The 23834-nt window shown below is 65.3% G+C and carries 23 protein-coding genes; 11 read left to right on the top strand and 12 right to left on the bottom strand.

Annotated elements, in window-relative coordinates:
* Positions 1 to 5: 5 nt before the first annotated feature.
* The 4 genes from JWP90_RS11085 to JWP90_RS11100 all read right to left on the bottom strand — a co-directional run bounded on the left by JWP90_RS11085 (position 6) and on the right by JWP90_RS11100 (position 6179).
* On the bottom strand, positions 6 to 1895 hold the full coding sequence (locus tag JWP90_RS11085) for an amino acid transporter (RefSeq protein ID WP_297363921.1): 1890 nt from the start codon (positions 1893 to 1895) through the stop codon (positions 6 to 8).
* An 83-nt stretch (positions 1896 to 1978) separates the two neighbouring features.
* The gene (locus tag JWP90_RS11090; protein ID WP_297363923.1) at positions 1979 to 2701 is read right to left on the bottom strand and encodes a response regulator transcription factor; all 723 of its coding nucleotides are present in this window, start codon (positions 2699 to 2701) and stop codon (positions 1979 to 1981) included.
* Positions 2698 to 5196: an ATP-binding protein gene (locus JWP90_RS11095; RefSeq protein WP_297363926.1), complete on the bottom strand. Its 2499-nt coding sequence runs from the start codon at positions 5194 to 5196 to the stop codon at positions 2698 to 2700. The genes JWP90_RS11090 and JWP90_RS11095 overlap by 4 nt, the downstream gene beginning before the upstream one ends.
* Before the next feature lie 755 nt (positions 5197 to 5951).
* Entirely contained in the window at positions 5952 to 6179 is a 228-nt protein-coding gene (locus JWP90_RS11100) for an RNA-binding S4 domain-containing protein (RefSeq protein WP_297363929.1), read from the bottom strand.
* Between the two features lie 158 nt (positions 6180 to 6337).
* Between JWP90_RS11100 and JWP90_RS11105 the strand changes: the two genes are divergently transcribed.
* The 4 genes from JWP90_RS11105 (at position 6338) to JWP90_RS11120 (ending at position 8875) form a co-directional block, all read left to right on the top strand.
* Positions 6338 to 6469 (top strand): hypothetical protein, encoded by a 132-nt coding sequence (locus tag JWP90_RS11105; RefSeq protein ID WP_297363932.1) that lies wholly within the window; start codon positions 6338 to 6340, stop codon positions 6467 to 6469.
* Between the two features lie 142 nt (positions 6470 to 6611).
* A complete protein-coding gene (locus tag JWP90_RS11110; RefSeq protein ID WP_297363935.1) occupies positions 6612 to 7358 on the top strand; it encodes a glucose 1-dehydrogenase in 747 nt (248 codons plus the stop codon).
* A gap of 192 nt (positions 7359 to 7550) precedes the next feature.
* On the top strand, positions 7551 to 7889 hold the full coding sequence (locus tag JWP90_RS11115) for a hypothetical protein (protein ID WP_297363938.1): 339 nt from the start codon (positions 7551 to 7553) through the stop codon (positions 7887 to 7889).
* 590 nt (positions 7890 to 8479) lie between these two features.
* The gene (locus JWP90_RS11120; RefSeq protein ID WP_297363941.1) at positions 8480 to 8875 is read left to right on the top strand and encodes a YchJ family metal-binding protein; all 396 of its coding nucleotides are present in this window, start codon (positions 8480 to 8482) and stop codon (positions 8873 to 8875) included.
* Positions 8876 to 9185: 310 nt separating this feature from the next.
* Here JWP90_RS11120 and JWP90_RS11125 read toward each other — a convergent pair whose 3' ends face one another.
* Positions 9186 to 9908: a trimeric intracellular cation channel family protein gene (locus tag JWP90_RS11125; protein ID WP_297363944.1), complete on the bottom strand. Its 723-nt coding sequence runs from the start codon at positions 9906 to 9908 to the stop codon at positions 9186 to 9188.
* A 97-nt stretch (positions 9909 to 10005) separates the two neighbouring features.
* Here JWP90_RS11125 and JWP90_RS11130 point away from each other — a divergent pair, with 97 nt between their 5' ends.
* Positions 10006 to 11046 carry an alcohol dehydrogenase catalytic domain-containing protein gene (locus JWP90_RS11130; RefSeq protein ID WP_297363946.1) on the top strand — a complete coding sequence of 347 codons (1041 nt, stop codon included), beginning with the start codon at positions 10006 to 10008 and terminating at the stop codon, positions 11044 to 11046.
* Positions 11047 to 11316: 270 nt separating this feature from the next.
* Positions 11317 to 11877 carry a YceI family protein gene (locus JWP90_RS11135; protein ID WP_297363950.1) on the top strand — a complete coding sequence of 187 codons (561 nt, stop codon included), beginning with the start codon at positions 11317 to 11319 and terminating at the stop codon, positions 11875 to 11877.
* Positions 11878 to 11918: 41 nt separating this feature from the next.
* Here JWP90_RS11135 and JWP90_RS11140 read toward each other — a convergent pair whose 3' ends face one another.
* The gene (locus tag JWP90_RS11140) at positions 11919 to 12974 is read right to left on the bottom strand and encodes an FUSC family protein (RefSeq protein ID WP_297363953.1); all 1056 of its coding nucleotides are present in this window, start codon (positions 12972 to 12974) and stop codon (positions 11919 to 11921) included.
* 50 nt (positions 12975 to 13024) lie between these two features.
* Positions 13025 to 13501 (bottom strand): crosslink repair DNA glycosylase YcaQ family protein, encoded by a 477-nt coding sequence (locus JWP90_RS13205; protein ID WP_367182716.1) that lies wholly within the window; start codon positions 13499 to 13501, stop codon positions 13025 to 13027.
* Here JWP90_RS13205 and JWP90_RS11145 point away from each other — a divergent pair.
* Positions 13446 to 14147, top strand: a complete 702-nt coding sequence (locus JWP90_RS11145; protein WP_297363956.1) for an SOS response-associated peptidase — start codon at positions 13446 to 13448, stop codon at positions 14145 to 14147. The two genes, JWP90_RS13205 and JWP90_RS11145, sit on opposite strands and share 56 nt — an antisense overlap.
* A gap of 4 nt (positions 14148 to 14151) precedes the next feature.
* On the opposite strand, the gene JWP90_RS11150 is transcribed toward JWP90_RS11145, so the two are convergent.
* The 4 genes from JWP90_RS11150 to JWP90_RS11165 are packed head-to-tail and all read right to left on the bottom strand — an operon-like array spanning position 14152 to position 17277.
* Positions 14152 to 15198, bottom strand: coding sequence for an App1 family protein (locus JWP90_RS11150; RefSeq protein WP_297363959.1), 1047 nt, complete (start codon positions 15196 to 15198; stop codon positions 14152 to 14154).
* Between the two features lie 38 nt (positions 15199 to 15236).
* Entirely contained in the window at positions 15237 to 15911 is a 675-nt protein-coding gene (locus JWP90_RS11155) for a DedA family protein (RefSeq protein ID WP_297363962.1), read from the bottom strand.
* 19 nt (positions 15912 to 15930) lie between these two features.
* Positions 15931 to 16869 (bottom strand): M56 family metallopeptidase, encoded by a 939-nt coding sequence (locus tag JWP90_RS11160; protein ID WP_297363995.1) that lies wholly within the window; start codon positions 16867 to 16869, stop codon positions 15931 to 15933.
* 12 nt (positions 16870 to 16881) lie between these two features.
* Positions 16882 to 17277 carry a BlaI/MecI/CopY family transcriptional regulator gene (locus JWP90_RS11165; protein WP_297363965.1) on the bottom strand — a complete coding sequence of 132 codons (396 nt, stop codon included), beginning with the start codon at positions 17275 to 17277 and terminating at the stop codon, positions 16882 to 16884.
* A 129-nt stretch (positions 17278 to 17406) separates the two neighbouring features.
* Here JWP90_RS11165 and JWP90_RS11170 point away from each other — a divergent pair, with 129 nt between their 5' ends.
* Genes JWP90_RS11170 through cydC form a run of 4 tightly spaced genes read left to right on the top strand, consistent with a single transcriptional unit; the run spans position 17407 to position 23231 of the window.
* Positions 17407 to 18819 carry a cytochrome ubiquinol oxidase subunit I gene (locus JWP90_RS11170; protein ID WP_297363968.1) on the top strand — a complete coding sequence of 471 codons (1413 nt, stop codon included), beginning with the start codon at positions 17407 to 17409 and terminating at the stop codon, positions 18817 to 18819.
* 9 nt (positions 18820 to 18828) lie between these two features.
* Positions 18829 to 19866 carry a cytochrome d ubiquinol oxidase subunit II gene (gene cydB / locus JWP90_RS11175; RefSeq protein ID WP_297363971.1) on the top strand — a complete coding sequence of 346 codons (1038 nt, stop codon included), beginning with the start codon at positions 18829 to 18831 and terminating at the stop codon, positions 19864 to 19866.
* A gap of 9 nt (positions 19867 to 19875) precedes the next feature.
* On the top strand, positions 19876 to 21525 hold the full coding sequence (gene cydD, locus JWP90_RS11180) for a thiol reductant ABC exporter subunit CydD (protein WP_297363974.1): 1650 nt from the start codon (positions 19876 to 19878) through the stop codon (positions 21523 to 21525).
* Positions 21522 to 23231 carry a thiol reductant ABC exporter subunit CydC gene (gene cydC / locus JWP90_RS11185; RefSeq protein WP_297363977.1) on the top strand — a complete coding sequence of 570 codons (1710 nt, stop codon included), beginning with the start codon at positions 21522 to 21524 and terminating at the stop codon, positions 23229 to 23231. Before cydD ends, cydC begins: the two co-directional genes overlap by 4 nt.
* A 123-nt stretch (positions 23232 to 23354) precedes the next feature.
* Here cydC and JWP90_RS11190 read toward each other — a convergent pair whose 3' ends face one another.
* Positions 23355 to 23816, bottom strand: coding sequence for a nitroreductase/quinone reductase family protein (locus JWP90_RS11190; RefSeq protein WP_297363980.1), 462 nt, complete (start codon positions 23814 to 23816; stop codon positions 23355 to 23357).
* Positions 23817 to 23834: the final 18 nt, after the last annotated feature.

Here is a 23834-nt window from a genome sequence, read left to right on the forward strand (position 1 = left end):
GGCGGCTAGCCACCGACATGGATGCCGGGTCGTTTGGCAGGGTCGGGTTCCGTCTCGCGCAGGATCTCCCGAACCACCGGTGGTGTGTCGCCGCGGCCCAGCAGCAGGTACCGGAAGAGATGCGACAAAGGGTTTCCTTCCGACCACTCGAAAAAGGCGTGCGGTCGCACCCCGGTGGCATCGCGAAGTGCCATGAGGATGGCCGCGATCGCGTTCGGCGCCGCCGGGCTGCTCGTGCGCAGGATCCGATGCCCATCGACCTCAAACCCGCGCACATGCAGTGTGCGGCGGAAATCCGAGGGGTCGAGCACATCGATTTCCAGGAAGATCACGTCGGCGGCTCCCGGCACAGGGTTCATTCCCCGTTGCTCGGCCTCCTTCGCGGCGTATTCGTGTCGGTCGCCGACCTGGCGGCGATGCGCGATGATGTTCAACTGTCCGTCGTGAGCGAGGGAATCGGCGATGAACCGACGCGCGGCCTCGTCGAACTCGATGCTGTCGGCTCGCAGCTCGGTCGCGCGCGACACCCGGGACACCAGGGAGATGACGATGATTCCCAGAATGAACAGCCCGGAGATGGCGATACCGTCCGGCTTCTCCCGAATGTTCTCGATCAGGGCGTAGGCGAGGATGATGCTGAGCACGGCGTAGCCCGCTCCGCTGCGTCGTCGACCGCTCCGCGCCGCGGAGAACGTCACTGCGACGGCGGCAGAAACCATCATTGCCAGGATCCCGGTCGCGTAGGCCCCGGCCTGGGCGTCAACGTCGGCCCCGAACCCGATCGTGATCGCGATGCTGATGGCGGTGTACACCAGAACGACTGGGCGGACCGATCTGCTCCAGTCCGGTGCCATGCCGTAGGACGGTAAGTACCGGGGAACAATGTTGATCAGCCCTGCCATGGCGGATGCGCCGGCGAACCAGAGGATCAGGATGCTGCTGATGTCGTAGACGGTGCCGAAAGTGTTGCCCAGCCATTCGTGGGCGAGATACGCGAGCGCTCGACCGTTCGCTTCGCCGCCTTCTTCGAACGCCTCTGACGGGATCAACACGGTGGTGACCACGCTGCTCGTGAGAAGGTACACGCTCATGATGACGGCCGCGCCCGTGAGAAGTTTGCGGGTGTTGCGCACACGAGACTCCAGCCGCTCTTCAGGAGTGCCTCCGGAACCCTTCACCAACGGCATCATGCTGACGCCGGTTTCGAATCCAGACAGACCGAGCACCAGCAGAGGGAAGGCGACAAGTGCTGGCAGAAGGAGGCCGTCGAGGCCGCCGCCCGAGGTCAACGCCGACACCCAATCGACGGCACGGGCCGGTTCGCTGACGATGGTGAGCAACCCTGCGCCGATGATCACGGCGTTCAGCCCCAGGAACGCGATCACCAGAGGCACCGCGACCAAGACCGCCTCGGTGAACCCGAGAAGGAAGACACCGCCGAGGATCAACAGCAGAATGATCGTGATCAGCACATTCTGGCCGCTCAACACGTCGGGAACGAACGGGTTCTCCAGCAGGTGCACCGTTGCATCCGCCGCAGACAAGGTGATCGTGATAATCCATGATGTGGCCACGAAACCGAGCAGAATGAGGACGAAGATCTTGCCCTGCCAGAACGGCAGCAGTCGTTCGAGCATCGCCACCGAACCCTGACCGTGGGGGCTTTCCCGAGCCACCCGCCGGTACATCGGCAGCATTCCAAGAAGTGTCAGCGCGACAATCAGCAGAGTGGCGAGCGGCGACACCGCACCTGCAGCCAGTGCGGCTATACCGGGCAGGTACGCGAGCGTGGAGAAGTAGTCAACGCCGGTGAGGCACATCACCTTCCACCACGCGTGTTTGTCTGCCTGATGTTCCGGGCTCTCCGGGCCGACAGGCTGAACGGTATGCCGCACCAACCAACGGTCATGCCCCGAGCGCGCGGCCGCTCTGCTTGTTCCCGGGATGCGTTCCGGTATCTCGAACTTCGCTGTGTCGCTCACGTGACGTCCTGCGGTTCTTCCCGAGTCCTAGGATTCAGCTGAAAGCGATAGCCCATGCCCGCTTCAGTGAGGATGTAGCTCGGGGTGCCCGGATCCGGCTCCAGCTTCTTGCGGAGCTGCGATACGTAGAGGCGCAGATAACCGGTGTCGGATATGTGCGATGGTCCCCAGATCTGGTGCAGCAGTGTCTGACGGGTCACCAATTTATCGACGTTACGGACCAGGACCTCGAGCACTCTCCATTCGGTGGGTGTGAGCCTGATCGGATGGGATTGCCCCGTTGCCTTCCGGCTCACAGTCTTCCCCGCGAGATCGATGGTGATATCGGCGAAGTTCACGATCGGCTCGGTGTCCTGGCCGCCGCCGATTCGGCGCGTCAACGCACGGATCCGAGCCAACAATTCGTCGATCGGGAACGGTTTGGTGACGTAGTCGTCGGCGCCGGCGTCGAGGGCCTGCACCTTGTCAACGGCATCGGTTCTTCCTGAGAGCACCAGGATCGGAGCGTCGGTCCATCCGCGCAGTGCTTCGATGACCCCCATGCCGTCCAGTTCGGGCATGCCCAGATCGATCATGAAGAGGTCGGGGCGGTTCTCGATCGCCAATTTGACCGCTTCGGTTCCGTTGGACGCGGTGATGATTTCGTATGCGTGCGCGCCCAGCGTGATGCGAAGGGCGCGCAGCATCTGTGGGTCATCGTCGGCGATAAGGATCTTCACGAGGATGCCTGCCTTTCCGCAGCGTGCACGGCTGTCGGTAAGGAGACGACCATGGTGAGCCCCCCGCCAGGAGTGTCTTCGGCGTCGAGGCTGCCGCCCATCCCCTCCGTGAAACCCCTAGACAGGGCGAGGCCGAGGCCGAGGCCAGTGAGGTTGTCGGTGTCGCCGATTCGTTGGAATGGCAGGAAGATCTGTTCGAGCCGTTCCTGCGGGATACCCGGTCCGTGGTCCACGATCCGGATTTGCGCGGTGTCGCCCAGGGCGCTCGTGGAGATCCGCACGCGAGTACCGGGCGGTGCGAATCTGGCCGCGTTTGAGAGCAGGTTGACCAGCACCCGCTCCAGCAGCCCTTGGTCGGCAAGCACAGCTGGCAACTCGGCATCGAGTGTGAGCTCGACCTTCCCGGGGCCAAGCTTCAGCTCATCCAGCGCGGCGAGGATCGCGTCATCGGTGTCGACTGGGCCCAACGAAATACCTAGGACTCCCGCCTGCAGGCGACTTACGTCAAGCAGGTTGGTGACAAGAGCGGCCAGTTTCTGCAGGCTCTCCTCGGCGGTGGCGAGCAACTCATCCCGGTCGGCTCCTGACCAGTGGGCATCCGCTGATCGCAATCCGCTCACCGCTGCCGTCGCCGCTGCCAATGGTCGACGCAGATCATGGCCGACCGCGGACAACAAGGCGCTGCGAACCTTGTCGGTTGCGGCTAGCGGCCCGACCTCACTGGCCGTCTCGGTGAGGTCGCTATGTTCGAGCGCCGCCTCGATCTGGGCGACAATCGCAGAGAGGAGGCGCCGTTCGGATGCCGCCAGGTCTCTGCCGTGCAGTTCGAGGGTTGCCCTGTTACCCACCGGCACGGAGGCGAACGTGCCGTCGGGCAGTGGTTCCCCGTCAGTCTGGAGTACCTGGTCACCAGCCATCAGCCTCACCCCGGCGAGACCGAACGCTTCCCGGGTTCGGTTCACCAGCGCTTGAACAGCGCCCTCACCACGCACCACACTGCCGGTGACCGTCGTGAGAAGTTCGGATTCAGCGGCGGAGCGCGTAGCGGCCCTGGATCGGCGCGCCGCCTGGTCGACAACATAGCTGACGAGCGAAGCGTTGAGCACATAGAGACCGAGCGCCAGCAGGTGTACCGGCTCGTACACGCTGAGGCTGAGTGCAGGCGCCACGAAAAAGAAATTCAGGGTCAACCCCGACGCGATCGCCGCGAACAAGGCAGGCCAGATGCCGCCGACCAACGCGACGAGTATCACCAACAGCTGATAGGCAAGGACGTCACTCGTGATCGACGCCTCGCTTCGTAGGCTGAGGAGCAACCAGGTCAGCAGCGGGCCGCCGATGAGCGCGAGGACGAAGCCGGCGATGCGTCGCCTGAGTGAGAGCGCCCCGCCCAACCGAGGCAGCGCGAACGCTGCTCCAGCTTGGTCATGGGTGACGATGTGGACATCGATGGAACCCGACTCGCGAACGACCGTAGCCCCGATGCCGGGACCAGTGAGAGCGGCCCGAAGTCGGCCCCGGCGGCTCACCCCGATCACAAGCTGGGTGGCATCAGCGGCGCGAGCGAATTCGACGAGCGCGCGTGCCACGTCTTCCTCGACAACCTGGTGGAACGTCCCGCCGAGCCTCTCTGCCAGAGCGCGCAGCGCGCTGAACGACTCGAGGTCGTGTTGGAATCCGTTCGGGTTGGTAACGTGCACCGCCAGCAGCTCACCGCCCGCGGATCGGGCAGCTATGCGCGCACCTCGGCGCAGCAGCGTTTCCCCTTCGGGGCCACCGGTCACCGCAACGACCACACGCTCGCGGGCTTCCCACGTGCTGTCGATCCCATGTTGCGCCCGGTACTTGCGGAGTGCGCTGTCGACCTCATCGGCCAGCCACAGGAGGGCGAGTTCGCGCAGGGCGGTCAGGTTGCCGATTCTGAAGTAGTTCGACTGGGCGGCGTCGATTTGTTCGGCCGGGTAGATGACACCGGCGGCGAGCCTGTCGCGGATCGCCTTCGGGGCCAGGTCGATGACCTCCACCTGATCCGCGGCGCGAACTACCCGGTCAGGGACCGTCTCATCCTGACGAACCCCCGTGATCCGTTCGACGACATCGTGCAGAGAATCGATGTTCTCGATATTGATCGTGGTGATTACGTCGATACCAGCGTCGCGCAGCTCCTCGATGTCTTGCCACCGCTTTTCGTGAAGACTGCCGGGCACGTTCGTGTGGGCGAGTTCGTCCACCAGCGCCACATCAGGTTTACGGGCGCGCACCGCCGCAAGATCCATTTCCGTGCGGTCGATCCCGCGATGCGTGAGCGTGAGACGTGGAATGACTTCGAAATCTTCGCTCATCCGACCGATCACCATGCGCCCGTGAGTGTCCACAAACCCGATGACGACATCGCGGCCTTCGTCGAGCAACCGCCTTCCTACTTCGAGCATGCCGTAGGTCTTGCCCACTCCCGGGGCGGCGCCGAGCAGGACTTGCAGCTGTCCTCGTTTCATGGGCGCGGCTCCGGACTTTTGCGCTGCGAAATTCATCTGTCGCGTATTCACAATTCCTTCTTTCGCAACGATTAGACACCCTCAGGAGGTGCGCACATCCAGTCCTAACGGTTTCCAAACGGTATTGCCTCGAACCCTTACGCCGCGCATACGCGAAAAGTGGTCCTGGACGGAGAGTCACGAACTCAGTGCGTGCTCCTCCGCCGTGCGAGCATGGCAGGCGTCACCAGAACGCCCCGATGCGTCGATGACTACGTGCATGTCCGTGCCGGGAGTCAGGGTGACCTCACTGAACCGCACCGAAACGTCCTCCTCGAGGAGCAACTCGTACACATCTTTCGCGTCGGCCTGACGGTTGGGTCAGGCGTGGCAGAGGAACAGGCCGTGCGCGCTTGCGTTCGGACGATGACCGCCGTGCGTACGGGCTCGAAGTCGCGCAACTGCTGCGGCGTGTAAGAGAGCGTTGGGGCGCCGGGCGACCAACTGGGACGGGCAGTGCGGCCCCCACCACGCCCACTTCCGCTGCTCGGCGAGCTTTCACTCCTGACAACAGAGGTGACCGGCGGTGGTGAGTCTCGAGGGTACTGCGGCGGCGAGCAACCGTATCCTCGAGCGCGGCCGTGAACTGGGCAGTTGGCGCCGCAATGTCCATTGGCGGAACGCTCAGCGGGACAGCCCGCGTCGTCCAAGCGATCCTCGACAGTCGAGCCCGGTTATGCGCTTGGCGGTCCTTGCCTCCGGTCGCGTCGGCGCCCTCACGGGCAGACCCGAACCCTGCGTCCATCGAAGCTGACGATGTCGCCGAGCTGCAGCTGCCGTCCGCGTCGGCGATCGACCTCGCCGTTCACGGCCACAAGGCCGTCGATGATGGCCTCTTTCACGTTTCCACCGGAGTCGAGGAGTCCAGCGAATTTCAGGAACTGGCCGAGCCGAATGACCTCGCCACCGATCGCGACGTCGTCGATGGGAGATGGATTCGTCATCCCCGAACTTTAGCCGACCGGAGCCGGCTCCTAGGCAGACCATCCACGGCACACCGCGATCCGACCTCAACTACGCGCGTGTTCTGAACCACTCCGCGAAGCGGTCGGCGTCTCGATCCCAAGAGAGTTTCTCACCGCCAACATTTGTCAGAGGTGAGATGCCACGCCAGACCTTGAAGGACGTCCACTGGGCTCTGCTCCCCGCCGCGGTTGTGATCTACATGCTTGCCAACGCGCTGGCAGTGTGCGTGACGACGCTCTCGGTCCGTATCCAAGCGCGTGGTGAGTGACATCGCGCTCTAAGACTTTTAGTCTGGACTCGCCGAAGGACATAAACTCGTTGCATGCGTTTGCATATACGTGACCGCTAGTGGCAGCCAGACACCAATCGGCGCCGAGAAACCGACGCACGACCAAGAAGGAGTAAGTATCATGGCCAGACTTGATGGCAAGGTAGCGATCATCACCGGTGCAGCGCAGGGAATGGGCGAGGCTCACGCTCGGCTTTTCGTCGCGGAGGGTGCAAAGGTGTTGCTGACTGACGTCAACGAAGAACGCGGTACCCAGCTCGCGAGCGAACTGGGTGAGAACGCCAGATTCTTCAAACAGGACGTGACATCACTCGCCGGTTGGCAGACAGTGGTCGACACCGCTGAGAAGGAATTCGGCCCGGTCACGGTCTTGGTAAACAACGCCGGAATCATCGGCCCGGTTACTGAAACAGTCGAGCTCAGTGAAGAGGACTACCTGAAGATCATCGCCGTGAATCAGCACTCGCAGTTCTTCGGAATGAAGACCGTCATCCCTTCCATGAGGAAGGCCGGAGGCGGATCGATCGTCAACATCTCGTCGACCGCAGGCATGCTTGCAGTGGTCGGCTCGCCCAACCTTGCCTATGTCGGAAGCAAATACGCCTCCCGCGGCATGACCAAGCACGTTGCGGTGCAGTACGGCCCCGATAACATCCGCGTGAACTCGGTCCACCCCGGCTACATCAAGACGCCGATGATGGCCGCGGCCACCGACGAGTCCGGCGGCGGCATCGCGGACCAGGTTCCGCTGCGCCGGATGGCCGAGCCCAACGAGGTCTCTGAGCTAGTGCTGTTCCTCGCCTCCAACGCGTCGTCCTACATCAGCGGCACCGAGCACGTGATCGACGGCGGGCTCATCGCCGGATAATTCACGGAACGGCGGAACGCTCCTGAGAGATTAGGAGCGTTCCGCATTGTCACCATGGTGCGTGGAGATCACTGCGCCTCAAGACGAAGCAGCGACGCGTCACTGGGATACCTCAGCGTTCCCTAGGGTGCGATCATCCGTCATGCAGAAGCGCGCGACGCATACATGCTTGTTGATCGATAGCCTGACGACATGCCTATCAAACCTCACGGCGCCACACGCTCAGCTGTAGTCGCAGGTGGCGTCGTCCTTCTGGGCTTGCTCGTGCTCTGGGTGGCGCAGCCGGTCCTGCCAGGTTGGGCCTGCGCGACCAGCGTGGGAGGACTGTGCCCTCCGCACTTGTTGCCTGTTCGTGCGTCGCTGATTAGCGCAGGCATCCTCTTCGCGCTGCTCGCGACTGTCATCGTCGGGCTGCTGCTTCGGCCCGGAGCAGACCGGTGGCTGGGCGGTATGTCCCGAAGGATCGTCATCGCCGTGCCGGTAGTCCTGGTCCTGACAGTCGCTGCGCACTTCCTGATACCGCAGCCCTGAATCGAGCCCGCTTGGCTCGGATTCTCGGGGCGGACCTCGGATCGCTGCGACGAGAAAAGGGACCTCCTCCTCGCAGATGTCAGCACTGCGGAGGTGGAGGTCGTTGGCATCCCTTCGCCTGGCTCAGGCGAAGGACAATGATGACCAACAACACGCCGTCCAGCAAGGTCAGGCGGAGCGCCATCCGGATGGCTGCGCTCACCATCGGCGTCGTCGTGATGCTCAGTCACGGCCGCGTGCTCCAGCGCAGGCCAGCACGAATCACAGAGGACAACCGATCCAGCACCCGTCGCGGACCCGTCGCCGGCAGCGACGGGGTTTCTCGACAGCCAGGCGGGAGTGGCGCTCAACGACCCGTTGCCCGCCGACATGGAGATCTCTCGCTTCGAGGGGAGAGAACCTGGCGCGCGAGCACCGCCGGGACGATGGAGACTCAACGGACCCTGTCGACACCAGGCTGTGGCCGTAGGCCTCGGCGACAGGATGATTCGGGCGGTGCGAACGCTCGACAGGAGCAATTGTGTGCTCCAGCAAGGCTTCACCGGTTGAGCGTGATGTGATCGTCGACGCCCCGCCGGGATAATGGACAGATGCCCTTCGCCGTACTCACCCACTCCGACCGGTGCCCGTGCCTCAGCGGGGAGACCTATGGGCAATGCTGCGCCCCGTTCCACCGCGGGCAGGCGAACGCTCCGACGGCCGAGCGGCTCATGCGATCCCGGTACTCGGCGTTCGTGGTCGGCGATGAACGGTATCTGCTCTCGTCCTGGCATCCGCGCACCCGACCGGCATCGCTCGACCTGGATCCGGAGTTGCGCTGGTACCGGCTCGACATCCTCTCCACGAGAAACGGCGGTCTGCTCGACGACGAGGGTCTGGTCGAATTCCGGGCCTTCTACCGCTCGGCTGACGCCCGCGGCGACCAACACGAGGTCAGCCGTTTCGCACGCGATGGCCGCGCCTGGAAGTACCTCGACGCGACCTGAGCGGCCCGTCAGCGTTGCGGAACCCCCGTCAGGACCCTGCCGACGTAGATGAGGAATCCAGCCATCCAGTCGCGGAGGAAGGTCTCGGTTCCCCGTTGGTGCGAGCTGCCGGTTGATCACGCCGTCGCAAGACTCCCAATAGCCGACGGTGTACGGAGGTGCATACTCTCGGATGATTGGCATGATGGCCCTTTTCCCGATGGCCACGCGATCGGGAGCCTCGATCGGGCTTCCGTCGTGAGGGATCGCACGCTACGGCGCACCACGGCGCGTGTCCCCGAGTTCCGGCAGCCCGGCGGAACCCGCGACATCAGGCGGGCGGGTCTGTTCCGGGCACCGAAGCATCCGTCGCATGCCGTCGGCGGAGCCTCCTGCTGATGTCGTTCAGGAGCCGGGGCAGGGGAATGCGCACCTCGGTCGGTAGCGTCCAGCCGTATCGACGTGCGAGAAGCGACAGGACAGCACCGCTCGCCATAGCGACGATCGAGCCGAGGGTCGGCATGCCGAGTGCGCTGAGCACCACCATTTCGACGCTGGAGACGAGGGCGCTCGTGGCGTACAGGGTGTTGCCGCCGAAGATGCGCGGGATGCGGAGGAGCATCAGGTCGCGGACGGCGCCACCTCCGACAGCCGTGACGATGCCCATGGCGATCGCTGCCAGCCAGCCGAGCTCGGCGTCGAGAGTCTTCTGCGCGCCGACCGCTGCCCACGAGCCGATGGCGAGCGCGTCGAGAAGGATGAGCGAGCGTTGTGACCATCGGCCCCGGAACGGCACAAAGAACGCGATCACCGCCCCCGTGATCGCCAGGGCAAGATAGGCGGGGTCCGTGAGGGCGACCGGTGGCCCCTGCGACAGCAGGGTGTCCCGGATGATACCGCCGCCGAGGCCGCTCAACACGGCGAGGATGACGAAACCGACGAGGTCGAGCCGAGCCGACCGGGCAGCGATGCCTCCCAGAATTGCGTTCGCGAGCACCCCGGCGAGATCCACGAAGCGAAGGATCTGGGTGAAGGTGTCAGCAGTCAGGTCCAATTCCACTCCATCGGTTCTCGCCGCCGTGCGACTCGCGTCTCCTCGCCGTTACAGCGTAATGGAGCTCTCAACGGCCCGCCTGCGGGATACTGGGCTGATGCGTGCCGTTCTCTACGAATCCTTCGGGGGAGTACCCCGCGTCGTCGACGTCCCCCGCCCTCAACCGGGGAATGGGGATGTCGTCGTCCAGGTCATCGCCACCGGTTTGTGCCGAAGCGACCTTCACGCGTGGGCGGGCCACGATCCCGGTATCCGGCTCCCGCACGTGCCTGGGCATGAACTGGTCGGCCGGATCGCCGACCGTGGCGCCGGTGTTACCGGGCTACGGGTTGGTCAACGGGTCACCGTGCCTTTCGTCTGCGCCTGCGGGGCCTGCCCGGAGTGTGAGAGCGGGAACGGTCAGGTCTGCCGCAACCAGACACAGCCCGGTTTCACCCACTGGGGTTCCTTCGCCGAGTACGTCCTGATCCGGAACGCGGAACTCAACGTGATCCCGGTCCCGGATGCGCTCGACCCGGGAGCCGCAGCGATCCTCGGCTGCCGGTTCGCTACGTCGTTCCGCGGTCTCGTCGGCCAGGCGCGCGTCCAGGAAGACGAATGGGTGGTCGTCGTCGGCTGCGGTGGTGTCGGTCTCAGCGCCGTGATGATCGCTGCGGCGATGGGTGCACGGGTGATCGGGGTCGATGTATCAGCCGAGGCGCTGGCCCTGGCGACGGCGTCCGGTGCCGAGCACGTGATCGACTCGAGCGGGCTCGCCGACGCGGAGATCGTCGCCGCCGTGCGGGAGCTGACCGGCGGCGGGGCTGCTGTCTCGGTGGAAGCGCTCGGGCGGGAGAGCACCACAGCCGTCGCCATCCGTTCTCTGGCCCGGCGCGGCAGGCACGTGCAGATCGGCCTGTTCGCCTCGGATCCGCGCCTGCCGATGGGCGATGTCATCGCTGGGGAGCTGACGGTGCTCGGCAGTCACGGGATGGCAGCGCGGCACTATCCCGCCATGCTCGAGATCATTGCCTCAGGCAAGCTTCGCCCCGAAGAGCTGATCACCCGGCGCATCAGCCTCGAAGAGGCACCCGCGGCGATGATCGACCTCGCCAACGCCCGCAACACGGCAGGGGTCACCCTCATCGTTCCCGGTTGACGTGCTCGCCGCATTGCGGCAGGGCAAAAGGTCGTCATGTTCGGGCGCCTGGAGGACAGCGCGGTCGACGCCGGGCGAATATCCGCCCAGCAGGTCGACGATGCTGCTCTGCAACTGCTGGTCGCGGGTTTCGAAACGGGCCGTTAGCACCGACCCGCTACGCTGACCACGCCGCGGGCAGAATTTGCCCGTCGGGAATATGACCAGTAGTTTATGCGTTTGAATCGACATGGCGCGCACGCGCCGTCCACCGCCCCAGAAGGAGCACACATGACTTTGACCGCGACCTCGATCCCCGGCTACAAGGCTGGAACCTGGACCATCGACCCCACCCACAGCGAAGTGGGGTTCAGCATCCGCCACATCATGATCAGCAAGGTGAAGGGTACGTTCGACAGTTTCTCCGCCACCTTTGTGACCGGTGAGAACCCGCTCGACTCGCGCGTCACGGCATCCGCCGACGTCGCCTCGATCAACACCAACGAAGCGAATCGCGACGGACACCTCCGTACCGGCGACTTCTTCGATGCTGCGACGTACCCGACGATCGACTTCGAGTCGACGGGCGTCCGCCAGGAGGGTGACGACTTCAAGGTCGACGGCAACCTGACCGTCAAGGGAATCACCAAGCCGGTCACCTTCGACTTCGAGTTCGGCGGCTTCGGCCAGGACCCGTACGGCAACTACAAGGGTGGCGCCAGCGCCAAGGCGGTCATCAACCGTGAGGACTTCGGACTGAGCTACAACGCGGCGCTCGAGACCGGTGGCGTCCTCCTCGGAGACAAGGTCACCATCACGCTCGAGCTTCAGGCCGTGCACACCGGCGAGTAATACTCACCGAAACAGACGCTCGAGAGATCGTCGGAGACGCTTCAGTCTCCGACGATCTCTTCGTGTATCCGGCGCAGGTCCTCCATCAGCGATCCGATGAGCATCCAGTGCTCGGGATGCGGCCTGGCGATCCTCAGCGGTGCCGTGAGGACCGGAACCTCGGCTGTGCTGACCGGCTCGCCCGCGGAAACGTCTCCTGGCCCACTCGCCAGCAGCCTCAGATCGTGCGCGGCGCGGCGGAGTTCCCCCGCTATCGAGTGGATCGACGGTTCCTCGACGAGGGAATCGTCGAAGTGATCGTGCAGTGCCCGGGTCATACCGAGCACCCGGGTGACCATCGGCGAGAGCCGATTCAGCAGCTGGTGGGTGTTCGCCAGCCGTGTGCGATGCGCGCTCTGTCGAGGATTGAGGGTAAGCGATTCTTCACCCTGACGAACGGATGCTTCGGCCGCGTCCCGCATCGGGCGTAGAAGTCGTGCCTGAATCATGAGTCCGTCAAGCTGTTGTCGGGTCTGCGGCGTCGTCAGGGCGGCGGCGAGCCGCTCGAGGCTCGCCTCGAGTTCTGAAGCGAGCAGGCCGACGTCGCGTACCGCCGGCGCCAGAACGACGGGAGGTACGATCAGGATGTTGATGATCACGCCGAGCGCCGCACCGATGAGCGTCTCAAGGATCCGGTCGACCGCGTAGCCCGGCGTGGTAGCCCCGAGTGCGAGAACGAGCATGGCGCTGATCGGGATCTGGTTCGCGGACCCCGGAGTCAGCCGGAACACCCAGCCGAAGAAGATCGACACCACAATGGCGAGGAGGATCACCCAGGCCTGATTGCTCGCGAACAGGCTGATGAGTGTGGCGATCACCACGCCCGCAATCACGCCGACGCTGCGTTCGACGGCTTTGCCGAATGACTGGTTGACGCTCGGCTGCACGACGAGAAGCGCCGCGATCGCAGCGAAGATGGGCAGCTCGGACGGCAGCAGCAGCACAGCGACGATCCAGGCGAGCACCGTTGCGACTGAGGTCTTCACAACCTGAAGCAGCGGAACCCTGCTGGGCGCGCGAAGGAACGTCGGCAGTCGCGGGGCTCCGAGGCGTTTCACTCTCCAACGCTACCGTGATCCGGGTCGGCTCCCGGCTGCGATCCTCAGCGTCACCGGTTATGCGCTGCGGCGAGGGTGAGGTGTGCCCACCAGGCGAAATCGGACTCGGTGGCGGGACCATGGCTTGTGAAGTAGCGGATCGCGAGGTCGACGACGGCCTCATCGCGATTCGGCCGAGCCCGGGCGGGCGGGGCCCACTCGTCGAGAAGTGCGCCATGACACCGATCAGGTGAACGCCGCGCTGCCCGGAGATCGACTGCCCGGCGGCTTCGAGTGGCGAGGAGTGTCTTGCGGACGACCGGGCCATCGGCCAGCGCCCGAACGCCTGCGCCGGTCCGCCGCGCGATTGCTGACCGCTTGCGTTTCGATCGCCATGGTCCGGTCTGGCTTCTCCTGTCGAACGAGCGCACCCTCGGCTGCGCCTCCGGCGAACCGGGTGCCGGTGTCGCCGGTCTGCGGCAGGATGGGAACATGTGCGGACGATTTGCGATGGACAAGGAAACCGACGACCTGATCCGGGAGTTCATGGCCGAGACCGGCGGATCGGCGCCGGAGTGGACCCCGTCATGGAACGTTGCGCCCACCGACCAGGTTCCCGTCATCCGGGAGCATCACGGCAAGCGTCAACTCGAGGCCGTGCGCTGGGGCATCGTGTCACCCGGCGCGCCGACGTTCGGCGGCGGGAAGCCGGTGATCAACGCTCGGATCGAGACCGTCGCCACCAACGGTCTGTTCAAGGGCGCGTTCGCCTCATCGCGCTGCATCGTCAGCGCCGCCGGTTATTACGAATGGCAGCTCACCGAGAACGGCAAGCAGCCGTATTTCATCCACCACCCGGGCACCGACGTCGCGATGGCCGGCGTCGTGCGGGCGTGGGCCGACCGGTCGAAGGCGCCGGACGACCCGGCCCGGTGGCGCCTGTCGATGGCCATCATCACCCGGGACGCCCACGTGGCGCCTGGTGAGGTCCACGACCGGATGCCCGCCTGCCTTACCCCCGATACCTACGACGATTGGTTGGGCGGCGACCTCTCACCCGACGATGCGCTGGCGCTGCTGGATTCCAGTTCGTTCGAGGTGGCACACGATTTTCATTATTACCCCGTCTCGAAAGCGGTCAACAGTGTGAAGAATGACGGCCCTGAACTCGTCGCGCCGATCGAGCTGGACTGAGCGGCTAAACCAGGCCGAGTTCTTCCAGTTGTTCGAGGAGACCGGCACCGTCGGGAGCGTAAACCCACGGCGCAGTGGTCTTGCCGTGCTCCTCGCCCTTCGAGCGGCCACCGGCAAGCACTGCTTCAGGTACTGACAGTTGGCGGATGGCGATGGCTGCGACTTTATCCGGGTGTTCTTCCGCGAAGGTGCCGTAAATCTCCTCGTCGTGCTGTCCGTCGTCGCCGACGAGCAGCCAGCGGATGTCGGGGAACTCGGCCGCGAGGCGGCGCAGATTGTCCGCCTTGTGCTGGCGGCCGCTGCGGAAGAGCCGGTCGTGGGTCGGACCCCAGTCCGTGAGAAGGAGCGCGCCCGCCGGGTACAGGTGTCGTCGAAGGAAGCGTGACAGCGTCGGCGCGACGTTCCAGGCGCCGGTCGAGAGGTAGACGATGGGAGTGCCCTCGTGCCTCCGGACAACGCGCTCCAGCATCACCGCCATGCCCGGTACGGGCGTCCTGGCGTGCTCGTCGAGCACGAACGTGTTCCAGGCGGCGAGAAGGGGCCGGGGGAGTGCCGTGACCATCACCGTGTCATCGATGTCGGAGATCACGCCGACCCGCACCGATGGGTCGGCGACGAAAACATTCGCGACCACAGGGCGAGTATCCTCACTCCGCAGAGTGATCTGCTGCCACCCCGGTTCGAGCACCACAGCAATTTCGGCGTCGATCACACCGCCACGGTCTGCCTGCACCTCATAGGACTGGCCGCCGGCGACGATGGTCACCGAGGCTGAGACGACCGGGATGCTCGTGAAGCTGCGCCAGCCGCGGACTCGTTGAGACGGGGCGACTGCCGGCGTGACGTCCGGTTTGGTCAGAAGCACCCGCGCGAGGACACGCAGAAGAGTCGTTGAGCCGTATCCGGTGAACGGTATGACTGTTGCGACGAGTCCGCGCTTGCGCCCTCGGCGGGCGCGCCAGTCAAGCCATGCGTCATCGATCCGGGCCGCTCGGTGAAGGGTGAGGGCGGTCTTCGACGCACCTGGGCCGGGCTGCTGGCGAGTTCGCATCCTCACAGTCTGGCATGCCGATATTCCCGGCAGGTGATCTAATCGTCGTCGCTGGTGTTCGCGTCGCCGCCCCCAGAGCGGTCCATATGCCGCTCCTGCGATCGGCTCAGCAGCTTTTTGGCCACGAAGACGAGGAGCAGGAACACGGCGATGATACCGACGAACAGGTAGCCGGCGTAGTGCAGCCGGTCGGCGAGTTCACGGTAGGTTCCAGCCGCCGCTGAACCGACCGAGACGTAGGTGATCGACCAGATGATGCAGGCGGGCACCGTCCAGGAGATGAATTTTCGGTAACTCATGGTGCTCATGCCGACGGTCAGTGGGATGAGCGAGTGGAGAACGGGAAGGAACCGAGAGATGAAGACCGCGATCCCGCCGCGCCGGTCGAGGTAGTTCTCTGCTCGTTGCCACTGCCGCTGACCGATGCGGCGGCCGAGCCTGGAGTCCCGGATCCACGGGCCGAAGTATCGTCCGAGGGCGAACCCGATGCTCTCACCGATCAGCGCACCGACCACCACGACGACGATCAGCGACACGAACTGGACGGGGCTGTCTACGCCGGTGCTTGCGACGATGACGACGGTGTCACCTGGCACGACCAGGCCGACGAGGACGGATGTCTCCAGCATGATCGCGACACCGGCAAGCGCTGTGCGGAGCACGGGGTCGACACTCTGAACGAGGTCAAGGATCCAGCTCAGAAACTCGTTCACCCGATTAAGCCTAGGGGAATCAGATGACGACGAGAAGGAGGGTGGGAACGAGCAGCAGGGCGAAGGAAACCACCAGCACGGAGATCCGTGCGGAGGCAGAGAGCGGCGGGTGCGGAGACAGCAGCCGTTCCACCCGGCGGCCGACGACTCCCGAGGAGGTGTCGCGCGAGTGAAGGTGCTCCAACGTGGATCCGTCCGGTCGATCGGTGCCCTCTGACGCCACCAGGGCGATGGCCGTAGCCAGGGTGTTGTCATCGACGACGCGTCTGGCCTGGTCGTCGGCGAGCATCTCCACGAGCAGGCCGACGGCGTTCTCTGCACGGTTCGCGATCGGGAACCAGGGGAGAGCACTGTGCCACGACTTGAAGGCGACGAGGACGATGTGGTGCTGCTGTCGGAGGTGGGTGCGTTCGTGAGCGATGACCGCGCGCAACTGCTCGGCGTCGAGGAGGCTGACGAGGCCCTCGGAGAGAACAGTGACCGACCGGCTCATTCCAGGCAGGCAATAGGCCACAGGCGCCGGATGGTCGAGCACCCGGGTTCCTGGCCGGTCGGGCATCGGTGCGCTTAACAGATTGATCAGGGAGAGGTGCCGGCTGCGTTGTCGTTCGGTGCGGGCAATGGTCAGGGCGAGGTTCAGCAGAAGGTGGCCGGCGAAGAGCACCGCAATGCACAGCGCGAAGATGTGGCCGAGGTCGGCCGAGCTTGGCAGCGTGCCGTCGAAGAGATGACGGGTGACCTCTGCCAGCGCGCCAAGCAGGTTCGGTCCGAACGGAATGAGCCCATACGTGACGAATGCGCCGATCATCGAGAGCCCGCCGGCCAGAGCGATGGCCTGCCAGAGGACCAGAGCCGTCCCGGGGGCGCGGCTTGGCCACTGTGCCCGGGACAGGAGGAGGGGGACGGGCCAGGCGAGGAGAACCGCCAGGCAGGCCAGCACCGCCGAGGTGAAGAACATCACGCTCGGAGTTTACTGTCGGTTCGAGCTAGCAGCGTTCCGTGATGAAGCGCCGAGCAGTTCCCGGAGTGTCTCCGCCTCGGCGGGTGAGACAGACCCGATGAATCGGGCGAGTGCCGCTTCACGATCAGGCGCCGTTCCCAGGACCTCGTGCATGAGCCCAGCCGTGTGCTCGGCACGGGACGTCACCGACCGGTACAGGTGCGGTCGCATCGACCGGTCGCGCGAGACGAAGTTCTTGCCCTCAAGGCGGGAGAGCACCGTGAGCACGGTGGTGACGGCAACGTCCCTGGCTCCGTCGCGGTCGCTCGCGTGGAGCCGGTCCCGCAGGTCGTTGGCACTCAGCGCGTCGTCGGAGCTCCAGAGGACGTCCATGACCGCGCGTTCGAGGTCTCCCAGTGTTGCCATGCCTCAACGATACCTCGTCATCGAGCAAGTTTCTACGCAAAGTAGAACTAGTTCTACGGGTGGTAGAAATTGTCGCCTAGACTCGTAACGAGGTTTCTACACGGTGTAGAAAATCGCCGCGGAGGTGGAGTGAACGAGCTACTGGACCCGCTGCTGCTATCACGCTGGCAGTTCGGATTGACGACGATCTACCACTTCCTGTTCGTGCCGCTGACGATCGGGATGGCGCTGACCATCGCAATCTTCCAGACCGCGTGGTTTCGCACCGGCAAGGCTCACTACCTGCAGCTCACGCACTTCTTCGGCAAGATCTTCCTGATCAACTTCGCAATGGGCGTCGTCACCGGGATCGTCCAGGAGTTCCAGTTCGGCATGAACTGGTCGGACTACTCTCGCTTCGTTGGCGACGTTTTCGGTGCGCCGCTCGCATTCGAGGGGCTTCTCGCTTTCTTCCTCGAGGCGACCTTCATCGGACTGTGGATCTTCGGCTGGGACAAATTGCCGGCGAAACTCCACCTCGCGACCATCTGGATCGTCGCGGTCGCAAGCACCCTCTCCGCCTATTTCATCATCGCCGCCAACGCGTTCATGCAAAACCCTGTCGCCTTCCGGATCAACGAGGAGAAGGGCCGGGCCGAGCTCACCAGCATCTGGGAGCTCCTGACCAACCCTGTGGCCCTTGCCGCGTTCCCGCACACGATCTTCGCCTGCTTCATGGTCTCGGCAGGCCTCATCATCACCGTCGCCGCGTGGCACCTGTCCCGCAACCAGAACCTCGAGACCATGCGCCCCGCTTTGAAGTTCGGTCTGTGGTCGATGGTGGTCTCCGGCGCGCTCACCACGCTCGCCGGCGACCAGCTCAGCCTCGCCATGGTCGCGTCGCAGCCGATGAAGATGGCCGCGGCCGAGGCGTTGTACGAAACGTCGACCGGCGCAGCTGCGTCCTTCTCGGTCTTCACCCTCGGAACGCCCGATGGTGTGCATGAGCTCTTCTCGATCCGCATCCCCTACCTGTTGTCGTTCCTGTCCACGCACACCTTCGACGGCACTGTCGAGGGCATCAACAACCTGCAGGAGCAGTACCAGACCCTGTACGGGCCCGGCGACTACACGCCCATCATCTGGGTCACTTACTGGTCGTTCCGCTGGATGATCGGCCTCGGCATCCTGCACATCTTCGTCGCGATGGTCGGGCTCTGGCTCACCCGAAAGGGCAGGATGCCGACGAACAGGTGGGTGTGGAGGGCCGCCATCTGGTCGTTCCCGCTCTCGCTCGGTGCGATGATCCTCGGCTGGGTGTTCACTGAAATGGGGCGACAGCCCTGGCTCGTGTTCGGCCTCCTGCAGACGGAGGACGGGGTTTCCCCGGGAGTGACCGGCCTCGAAGTCCTCATCTCGCTGACCCTCTTCACGCTGGTCTACGGATCGCTCGCCGTCGTCGAGTTCCGGCTGATCAAGAAGGCCGCCATGGAGGGGCCAGCGGTTCCCGCCGAGCCGGACGAGGAAACCGGCAAGCCCCTCGTCCACACGACCGTCTACTAGGAGGACATCATGGATCTCGCAGTTCTCTGGTTCGGCATCATCGCCTTCTTCTTCATCGGCTACTTCGTGCTCGACGGTTTCGACTTCGGCGTCGGCATGAGCATGCCGTTCGTCTCGAAGGACGACACCGACCGGCGCGTGGTCATCAACACCATCGGGCCGGTGTGGGACCTCAACGAAACCTGGCTGATCGTCGCAGGTGCGTCATTGTTCGCGGCGTTCCCGGAGTGGTATGCGACCCTGTTCAGCGGTTTCTACCTTCCACTCCTGGTCATCCTGCTCGCCCTCATCCTGCGCGGCGTGTCCTTCGAGTACCGTCATCAGCGGCCCGAACTGGCGTGGAAGCGCCGGTTCGACCGGATGATCATCTGGGGTTCAGCGGTTCCCGCGTTCCTCTGGGGCGTCGCTTTCGCCAACATCGTGCGGGGCGTATCGCTCAACTCCGACCACGATTACATCGGCTCTGTGTTCGATCTTCTCAACCCCTATGCGTTGCTCGGCGGTTTCACCACGCTCCTGCTTTTCTTCACCCACGGTGCGTTCTTCCTCGCCCTCAAGACGGACGGCCAGATCCGGGATCGGTCGCGCGCGCTCGCAACCCGCGCGGGTCTGCTGAGCATCGTCGTCGCCGCCGCGTTCCTCGCGTGGACGGTGCTGGACTTCGGTACATTGCCGGCGATGGTCCTCGCTCTCGCAGCGGCCGTAACCCTCGTCGCGTCGGTCCTCGCGAACGTGCGAGGCAGGGAGGGGCTCGCGTTCGGCCTCATGGCCAGCACCATCGCCCTTGCGGTGCTCACGTTGTTCGCTTCGTTGTTCCCCAACGTCATGCCGGCAAGCAACGACCCCGCGAACAGCCTCACCGTTGCGAACGCGTCATCCAGTCCGTACACCCTCCAGGTGATGAGCTGGACAGCTCTGGTCGCTCTGCCTCTGATCCTCGTCTACCAGGGCTGGACCTACTGGGTGTTCCGCAAGCGGGTGACTCGCTCCCACATCGACGGCAGTGCGGACCCTGGTGTGGAGAGAACTGTCGAAGTGGCGCATTAACCTGTGACTGTGCGACCTCTCGATCCCCGGCTTCTTCGCTACGCCGTCAGTGCGAGGTGGTTCCTTCTCAGTGGTGCTGCGCTCGGCGTCGCGACAACGGCGTGCATTCTCGCTTTCGCCTGGCTGCTCACCGTGTGCATCACCGGGGCCATCGACGGTCGCCCACTCGCGGAACTCCTGCCGCAGGTCGGCCTGCTCGTCGCGGTCGCCGGCATCCGTGCAGCGCTCGTCTACGGGCAGGATCTCCTCGCGGCCAGGGGAGCAGCGAGAGTGAAAAGCGAACTTCGGCTCGGGGTCCTCGACGCCGTCCGGCGGCTCGGGCCTGGCTGGCTGGCCGGACGGAGCAGCGCGCGTGTCGCGACTCTGCTCGGCCGCGGCATGGACGCCCTCGACGACTACTTCTCGAAGTACCTGCCGCAACTCATTCTCGCCGTGATCGTCACGCCCGTGGTTGTGGTCGTCATCCTTCTGCAGGACTGGGTTTCGGCGATCTTCATCGTCGTGACGCTGCCCCTGATCCCTATCTTCATGATCCTCATCGGTCTCGCGACCCAGGTCGTCCAGCGCCGGCAATGGGCCGTGCTCGGCGACCTCTCCTCCGGCTTCGTCGACACGCTCGGCGGTCTGGCGACCCTCAAGATCTTCGGCAGGGAACGACGTCAGATCGACCGGATGCGATCGATCACCCGCGACTACCGGACGCAGACCATGCGCGTGCTCCGGGTGTCGTTCCTGTCGAGTTTCGCCCTGGAACTCGCGGCGAGCCTCTCCGTCGCGCTCGTCGCCGTGTCGGTCGGACTGCGCCTCGTCGACGGCTCGATGGCGCTTTCGGCCGGACTTTTCGTGCTGCTCCTCGCGCCAGAGGCCTTCCTGCCGCTGCGCCAGGTCGGAGCGAACTTCCACGCCGCAGCCGAGGGCGTTGCCGCGGCGGAGGACGCATTCGACATCCTCGATGCCGTCAAGACGACGCAGGCGGATGCGCCCGTTCCGGCCGGCGAACGCGTCGCGACATCCGGTCCGCTTCGCCTGACCGATGTCTCCGTCGACTACGGCAGGGGGGCCGTGCTGGCGCCGATCTCGGCGGAGTTCGCACCCGGCAGGCTGACGGTCATCGCCGGCCCCAGCGGGGCGGGTAAATCCAGCCTCCTGGGTGCCGTCCTCGGGTTCGCCCCGCACACCGGCACCGTCGAGCTCGGGGGGATGCCCGTCCGGTCGTCAACCGAGGAACGCCCGTGGCTGGCCTGGACCGGACAGCGACCTTCGCTCGTTCTCGGCTCCGTTGCCGACAACGTCGCGCTGGGTTCAGACCCGGTCGATGCCGTGCGGGTCCGGCACGCCCTGAACCTCGCGGCAGCACCCGAAATTTCACCCGACCTGAGCGTCGGTGTGGCGGGCGCGGGACTCTCGGGCGGGCAGGCGCAGCGTGTCGGCATCGCCAGGGCCATCTACCGGACCCTCGACCGACGCTGCCCGGTTCTGCTCCTCGACGAGCCCAGTTCTGCGCTTGACCACGACACCGAAGCCCGGCTCCTCGACGGGCTCCGCGCCCTTGCCGACGGCGGAACTGCCGTCGTCATCGTCAGCCACCGCGCGGCCGTGATCGGGCGAGCGGATGCCGTGGTTCGAGTCGAACCAATGATCCTGGCCGCAGCGTCATGAGTACCGACCGGCGAACCACCGCCCCGGTGTCCTCCAGGGAGGTCCGTTCGATCCTGACCACTGCCCAGCCCCGCACAGCAGGTTGGGTCTGGGGCGTCGTTTTCGGAATCGTCGCGGCACTCTCGACGGTCGCGCTGATGGCCACGAGCGCATACCTGATCACTCGCGCGTCGGAACAACCGCCCATTCTCCACCTGTCGATGGCGGTCGTCGGAGTCCGCGCCTTCGCGCTCGGGCGGGCGTTCTTCCGCTACCTCGAACGCCTCGCCGCCCACGACGCAGCCTTCCGCCAGCTCGAGACCGTCCGAGTCGACCTGCTTCGCCGGCTCATCCCGCTCGCCCCTGACGGGCTCGGCCGGACCCGCCGCGGATCACTCCTGTCATCCCTTGTCTCGGATGTCGACGAACTGCAGAACCTGCCGTTGCGGGTCGTGCAGCCGCTCCTCACCTCGGTGGGTGTCGCAGCGATCGCCGTATGGGTGGTCGCGCTGCTGTCCCCGACCGCCGCCGCTGGCCTGGCTCTTGCTCTGGTCGCCGCATTCGCTGTCGGCATCCTCGTCGCCCGCCGGGTCTCGGCATCCGCAGAGCGCACATTGGCGCCGAAGCGGGCGGCTCTCGTCGACGCTCTTCTCGACTACCTCGGAAGCCTCGACGTGCTCATCGCCTACGGGGCCGAGGAGACCGGCCGCCGCAAAGTGGAGGCCGCCGATCGAGCGCTCACCCGGGCGCTGACGGGTCGCTCGCTCGGCACCGGCATCGCCGCAGCGGCGCTGTCGCTGTTCTCGGGAATCGCTGTAGCCTGGTCGCTCGTCGCAGGCATCCCCGCCCTGTCCACGACAGGGGGCGGTTCGCTCAGTGGCCCTGGGCTCGCGGTGATTGTGCTCGTGCCCCTCGCCGTTTTCGAGGTTGTCGCATCCGTGCCGCTCGCGGTCAGCGCCTGGCGCCAGGTCCGGTCAAGCGCCGAGCGCATTGCCCGGGTGGCGCCGGAGAACGTGCCCGCTGAGATCAGCGTCGGCGAGGGTACGCGATCGTGGAAGGCGGAGCCAGCCGCTCCCGCGATCGAACTACGCGGAGTGTCGACCAGCTGGCCAGGCGCCGTCAGCCCGGCCCTCACTGTGTCGTCGCTCACGGTCGCGCACGGCGAACGAGTGCTCATCGAGGGCGCCAGTGGGGCAGGGAAGACCACGCTCGCGCATGTGCTCGTGCGTTTCCTCGACCACACCGGCACCTATCGGCTGTCGGGGCAGGATGTGCGGGAACTCCCGGTGGAGCAGGTTCGAAGCGTCGTCGGGCTGTGTGAGCAGATCCCCTACCTTTTCGACGAGAGTGTCCGCCAGAACCTGTTGTTCGCCAGGGAAACGGCAACGGACGGCGAGCTGCTGAACGTGCTCGATCGGGTTGGCCTCGGCGACTGGGTCGCCGCGCGCGGCGGGCTCGATTCCCGGGTGGGGGAGCGTGGGGCGCTCGTCTCGGGCGGTCAGGCCCAGCGGATCGCGCTGGCTCGGGCGCTCCTCCGGAACTTCCCGGTCATCGTGCTCGACGAGCCGACCGCCAACGTGGAGGCGGATCTGGCGGGGGCGCTGCTCCGCGATCTGCTGCGGGCCAGTGGGGACCGTACCGTCCTCCTCATATCGCACGGGGATGTGCCCGCCGGGCTGGTCGACCGTGCGGTGCGTGTGGTCGATGGCGTCATCGCGCCCGCGTGAGGGTCCCTTGTGGTCGTCCGTGTGGCGTCGGGGTCCCGAGTGGTCGTTAGCGCGGCCGGGGAGCGGCAACACCGGACCGCTCAGAAAGCGGCGGCGCAAGCTCGATCAAGCATGGCGAGCACACTACCCGGGCTGGGCGTTGCCGCCGACCGGATCACAGATCACAAGCGGGATGTTGCGGCTGGTCCGGCGCTGGTACGCGGCGTACCCGGGGTAGGCGGCCACAATCTCCGGCCACAACTCCCGCTTCTCCGCGTCGGATGCCGTTCGCGCCCGGAAACACGCCGTCGTTCCGCGCGCGGTGAGTGCGACATCCGCATTCGCGCGAAGGTTTTCGTACCAGTCCGGGTTCCGGTCATCGCCGCCTTTCGACGCGACGAGGACGTACCGTCCGTCGCGGGAGATCGGTGCCGTGAGCATCGTCGAGCGCCGTGCGCCCGACTTCCGGCCCACGGTGTGCAACTCGACCACCACCATGCGACCGGCTCGCCAGCCGATGCGCCCGCCTGAAAGAGCCACGAGCGCGCGGTGCACCGCGTTCATGGCCCGCATGCTCGCATCCGTCACCTGTGTCCGTGCATTCATGCTCGCAGTGTACGAGTC

Origin of the sequence: Mycetocola sp. (assembly GCF_025464835.1) — a bacterium.
Taxonomy (GTDB): Bacteria; Actinomycetota; Actinomycetes; order Actinomycetales; family Microbacteriaceae; genus Mycetocola_A.

Bases quoted from the DNA above. Each gene is read 5' to 3' on its own strand.
- JWP90_RS11120 (WP_297363941.1), top strand. From the start codon at position 8,480: ATGCCCTTCGCCGTACTCACCCACTCCGACCGGTGCCCGTGCCTCAGC.
- JWP90_RS13205 (WP_367182716.1), bottom strand. From the start codon at position 13,501: ATGAACTCCCGGATCAGGTCGTCGGTTTCCTTGTCCATCGCAAATCGT.
- JWP90_RS11130 (WP_297363946.1), top strand. From the start codon at position 10,006: ATGCGTGCCGTTCTCTACGAATCCTTCGGGGGAGTACCCCGCGTCGTC.
- JWP90_RS11160 (WP_297363995.1), bottom strand. From the start codon at position 16,869: ATGTTCTTCACCTCGGCGGTGCTGGCCTGCCTGGCGGTTCTCCTCGCC.
- JWP90_RS11190 (WP_297363980.1), bottom strand. From the start codon at position 23,816: ATGAATGCACGGACACAGGTGACGGATGCGAGCATGCGGGCCATGAAC.
- JWP90_RS11165 (WP_297363965.1), bottom strand. From the start codon at position 17,277: ATGGCAACACTGGGAGACCTCGAACGCGCGGTCATGGACGTCCTCTGG.
- JWP90_RS11100 (WP_297363929.1), bottom strand. From the start codon at position 6,179: ATGACGAATCCATCTCCCATCGACGACGTCGCGATCGGTGGCGAGGTC.
- JWP90_RS11110 (WP_297363935.1), top strand. From the start codon at position 6,612: ATGGCCAGACTTGATGGCAAGGTAGCGATCATCACCGGTGCAGCGCAG.
- cydB (WP_297363971.1), top strand. From the start codon at position 18,829: ATGGATCTCGCAGTTCTCTGGTTCGGCATCATCGCCTTCTTCTTCATC.
- JWP90_RS11135 (WP_297363950.1), top strand. From the start codon at position 11,317: ATGACTTTGACCGCGACCTCGATCCCCGGCTACAAGGCTGGAACCTGG.
- JWP90_RS11095 (WP_297363926.1), bottom strand. From the start codon at position 5,196: ATGAAACGAGGACAGCTGCAAGTCCTGCTCGGCGCCGCCCCGGGAGTG.
- cydC (WP_297363977.1), top strand. From the start codon at position 21,522: ATGAGTACCGACCGGCGAACCACCGCCCCGGTGTCCTCCAGGGAGGTC.
- JWP90_RS11150 (WP_297363959.1), bottom strand. From the start codon at position 15,198: ATGCGAACTCGCCAGCAGCCCGGCCCAGGTGCGTCGAAGACCGCCCTC.
- JWP90_RS11115 (WP_297363938.1), top strand. From the start codon at position 7,551: ATGCCTATCAAACCTCACGGCGCCACACGCTCAGCTGTAGTCGCAGGT.
- JWP90_RS11145 (WP_297363956.1), top strand. From the start codon at position 13,446: ATGTGCGGACGATTTGCGATGGACAAGGAAACCGACGACCTGATCCGG.
- JWP90_RS11105 (WP_297363932.1), top strand. From the start codon at position 6,338: ATGCCACGCCAGACCTTGAAGGACGTCCACTGGGCTCTGCTCCCCGCC.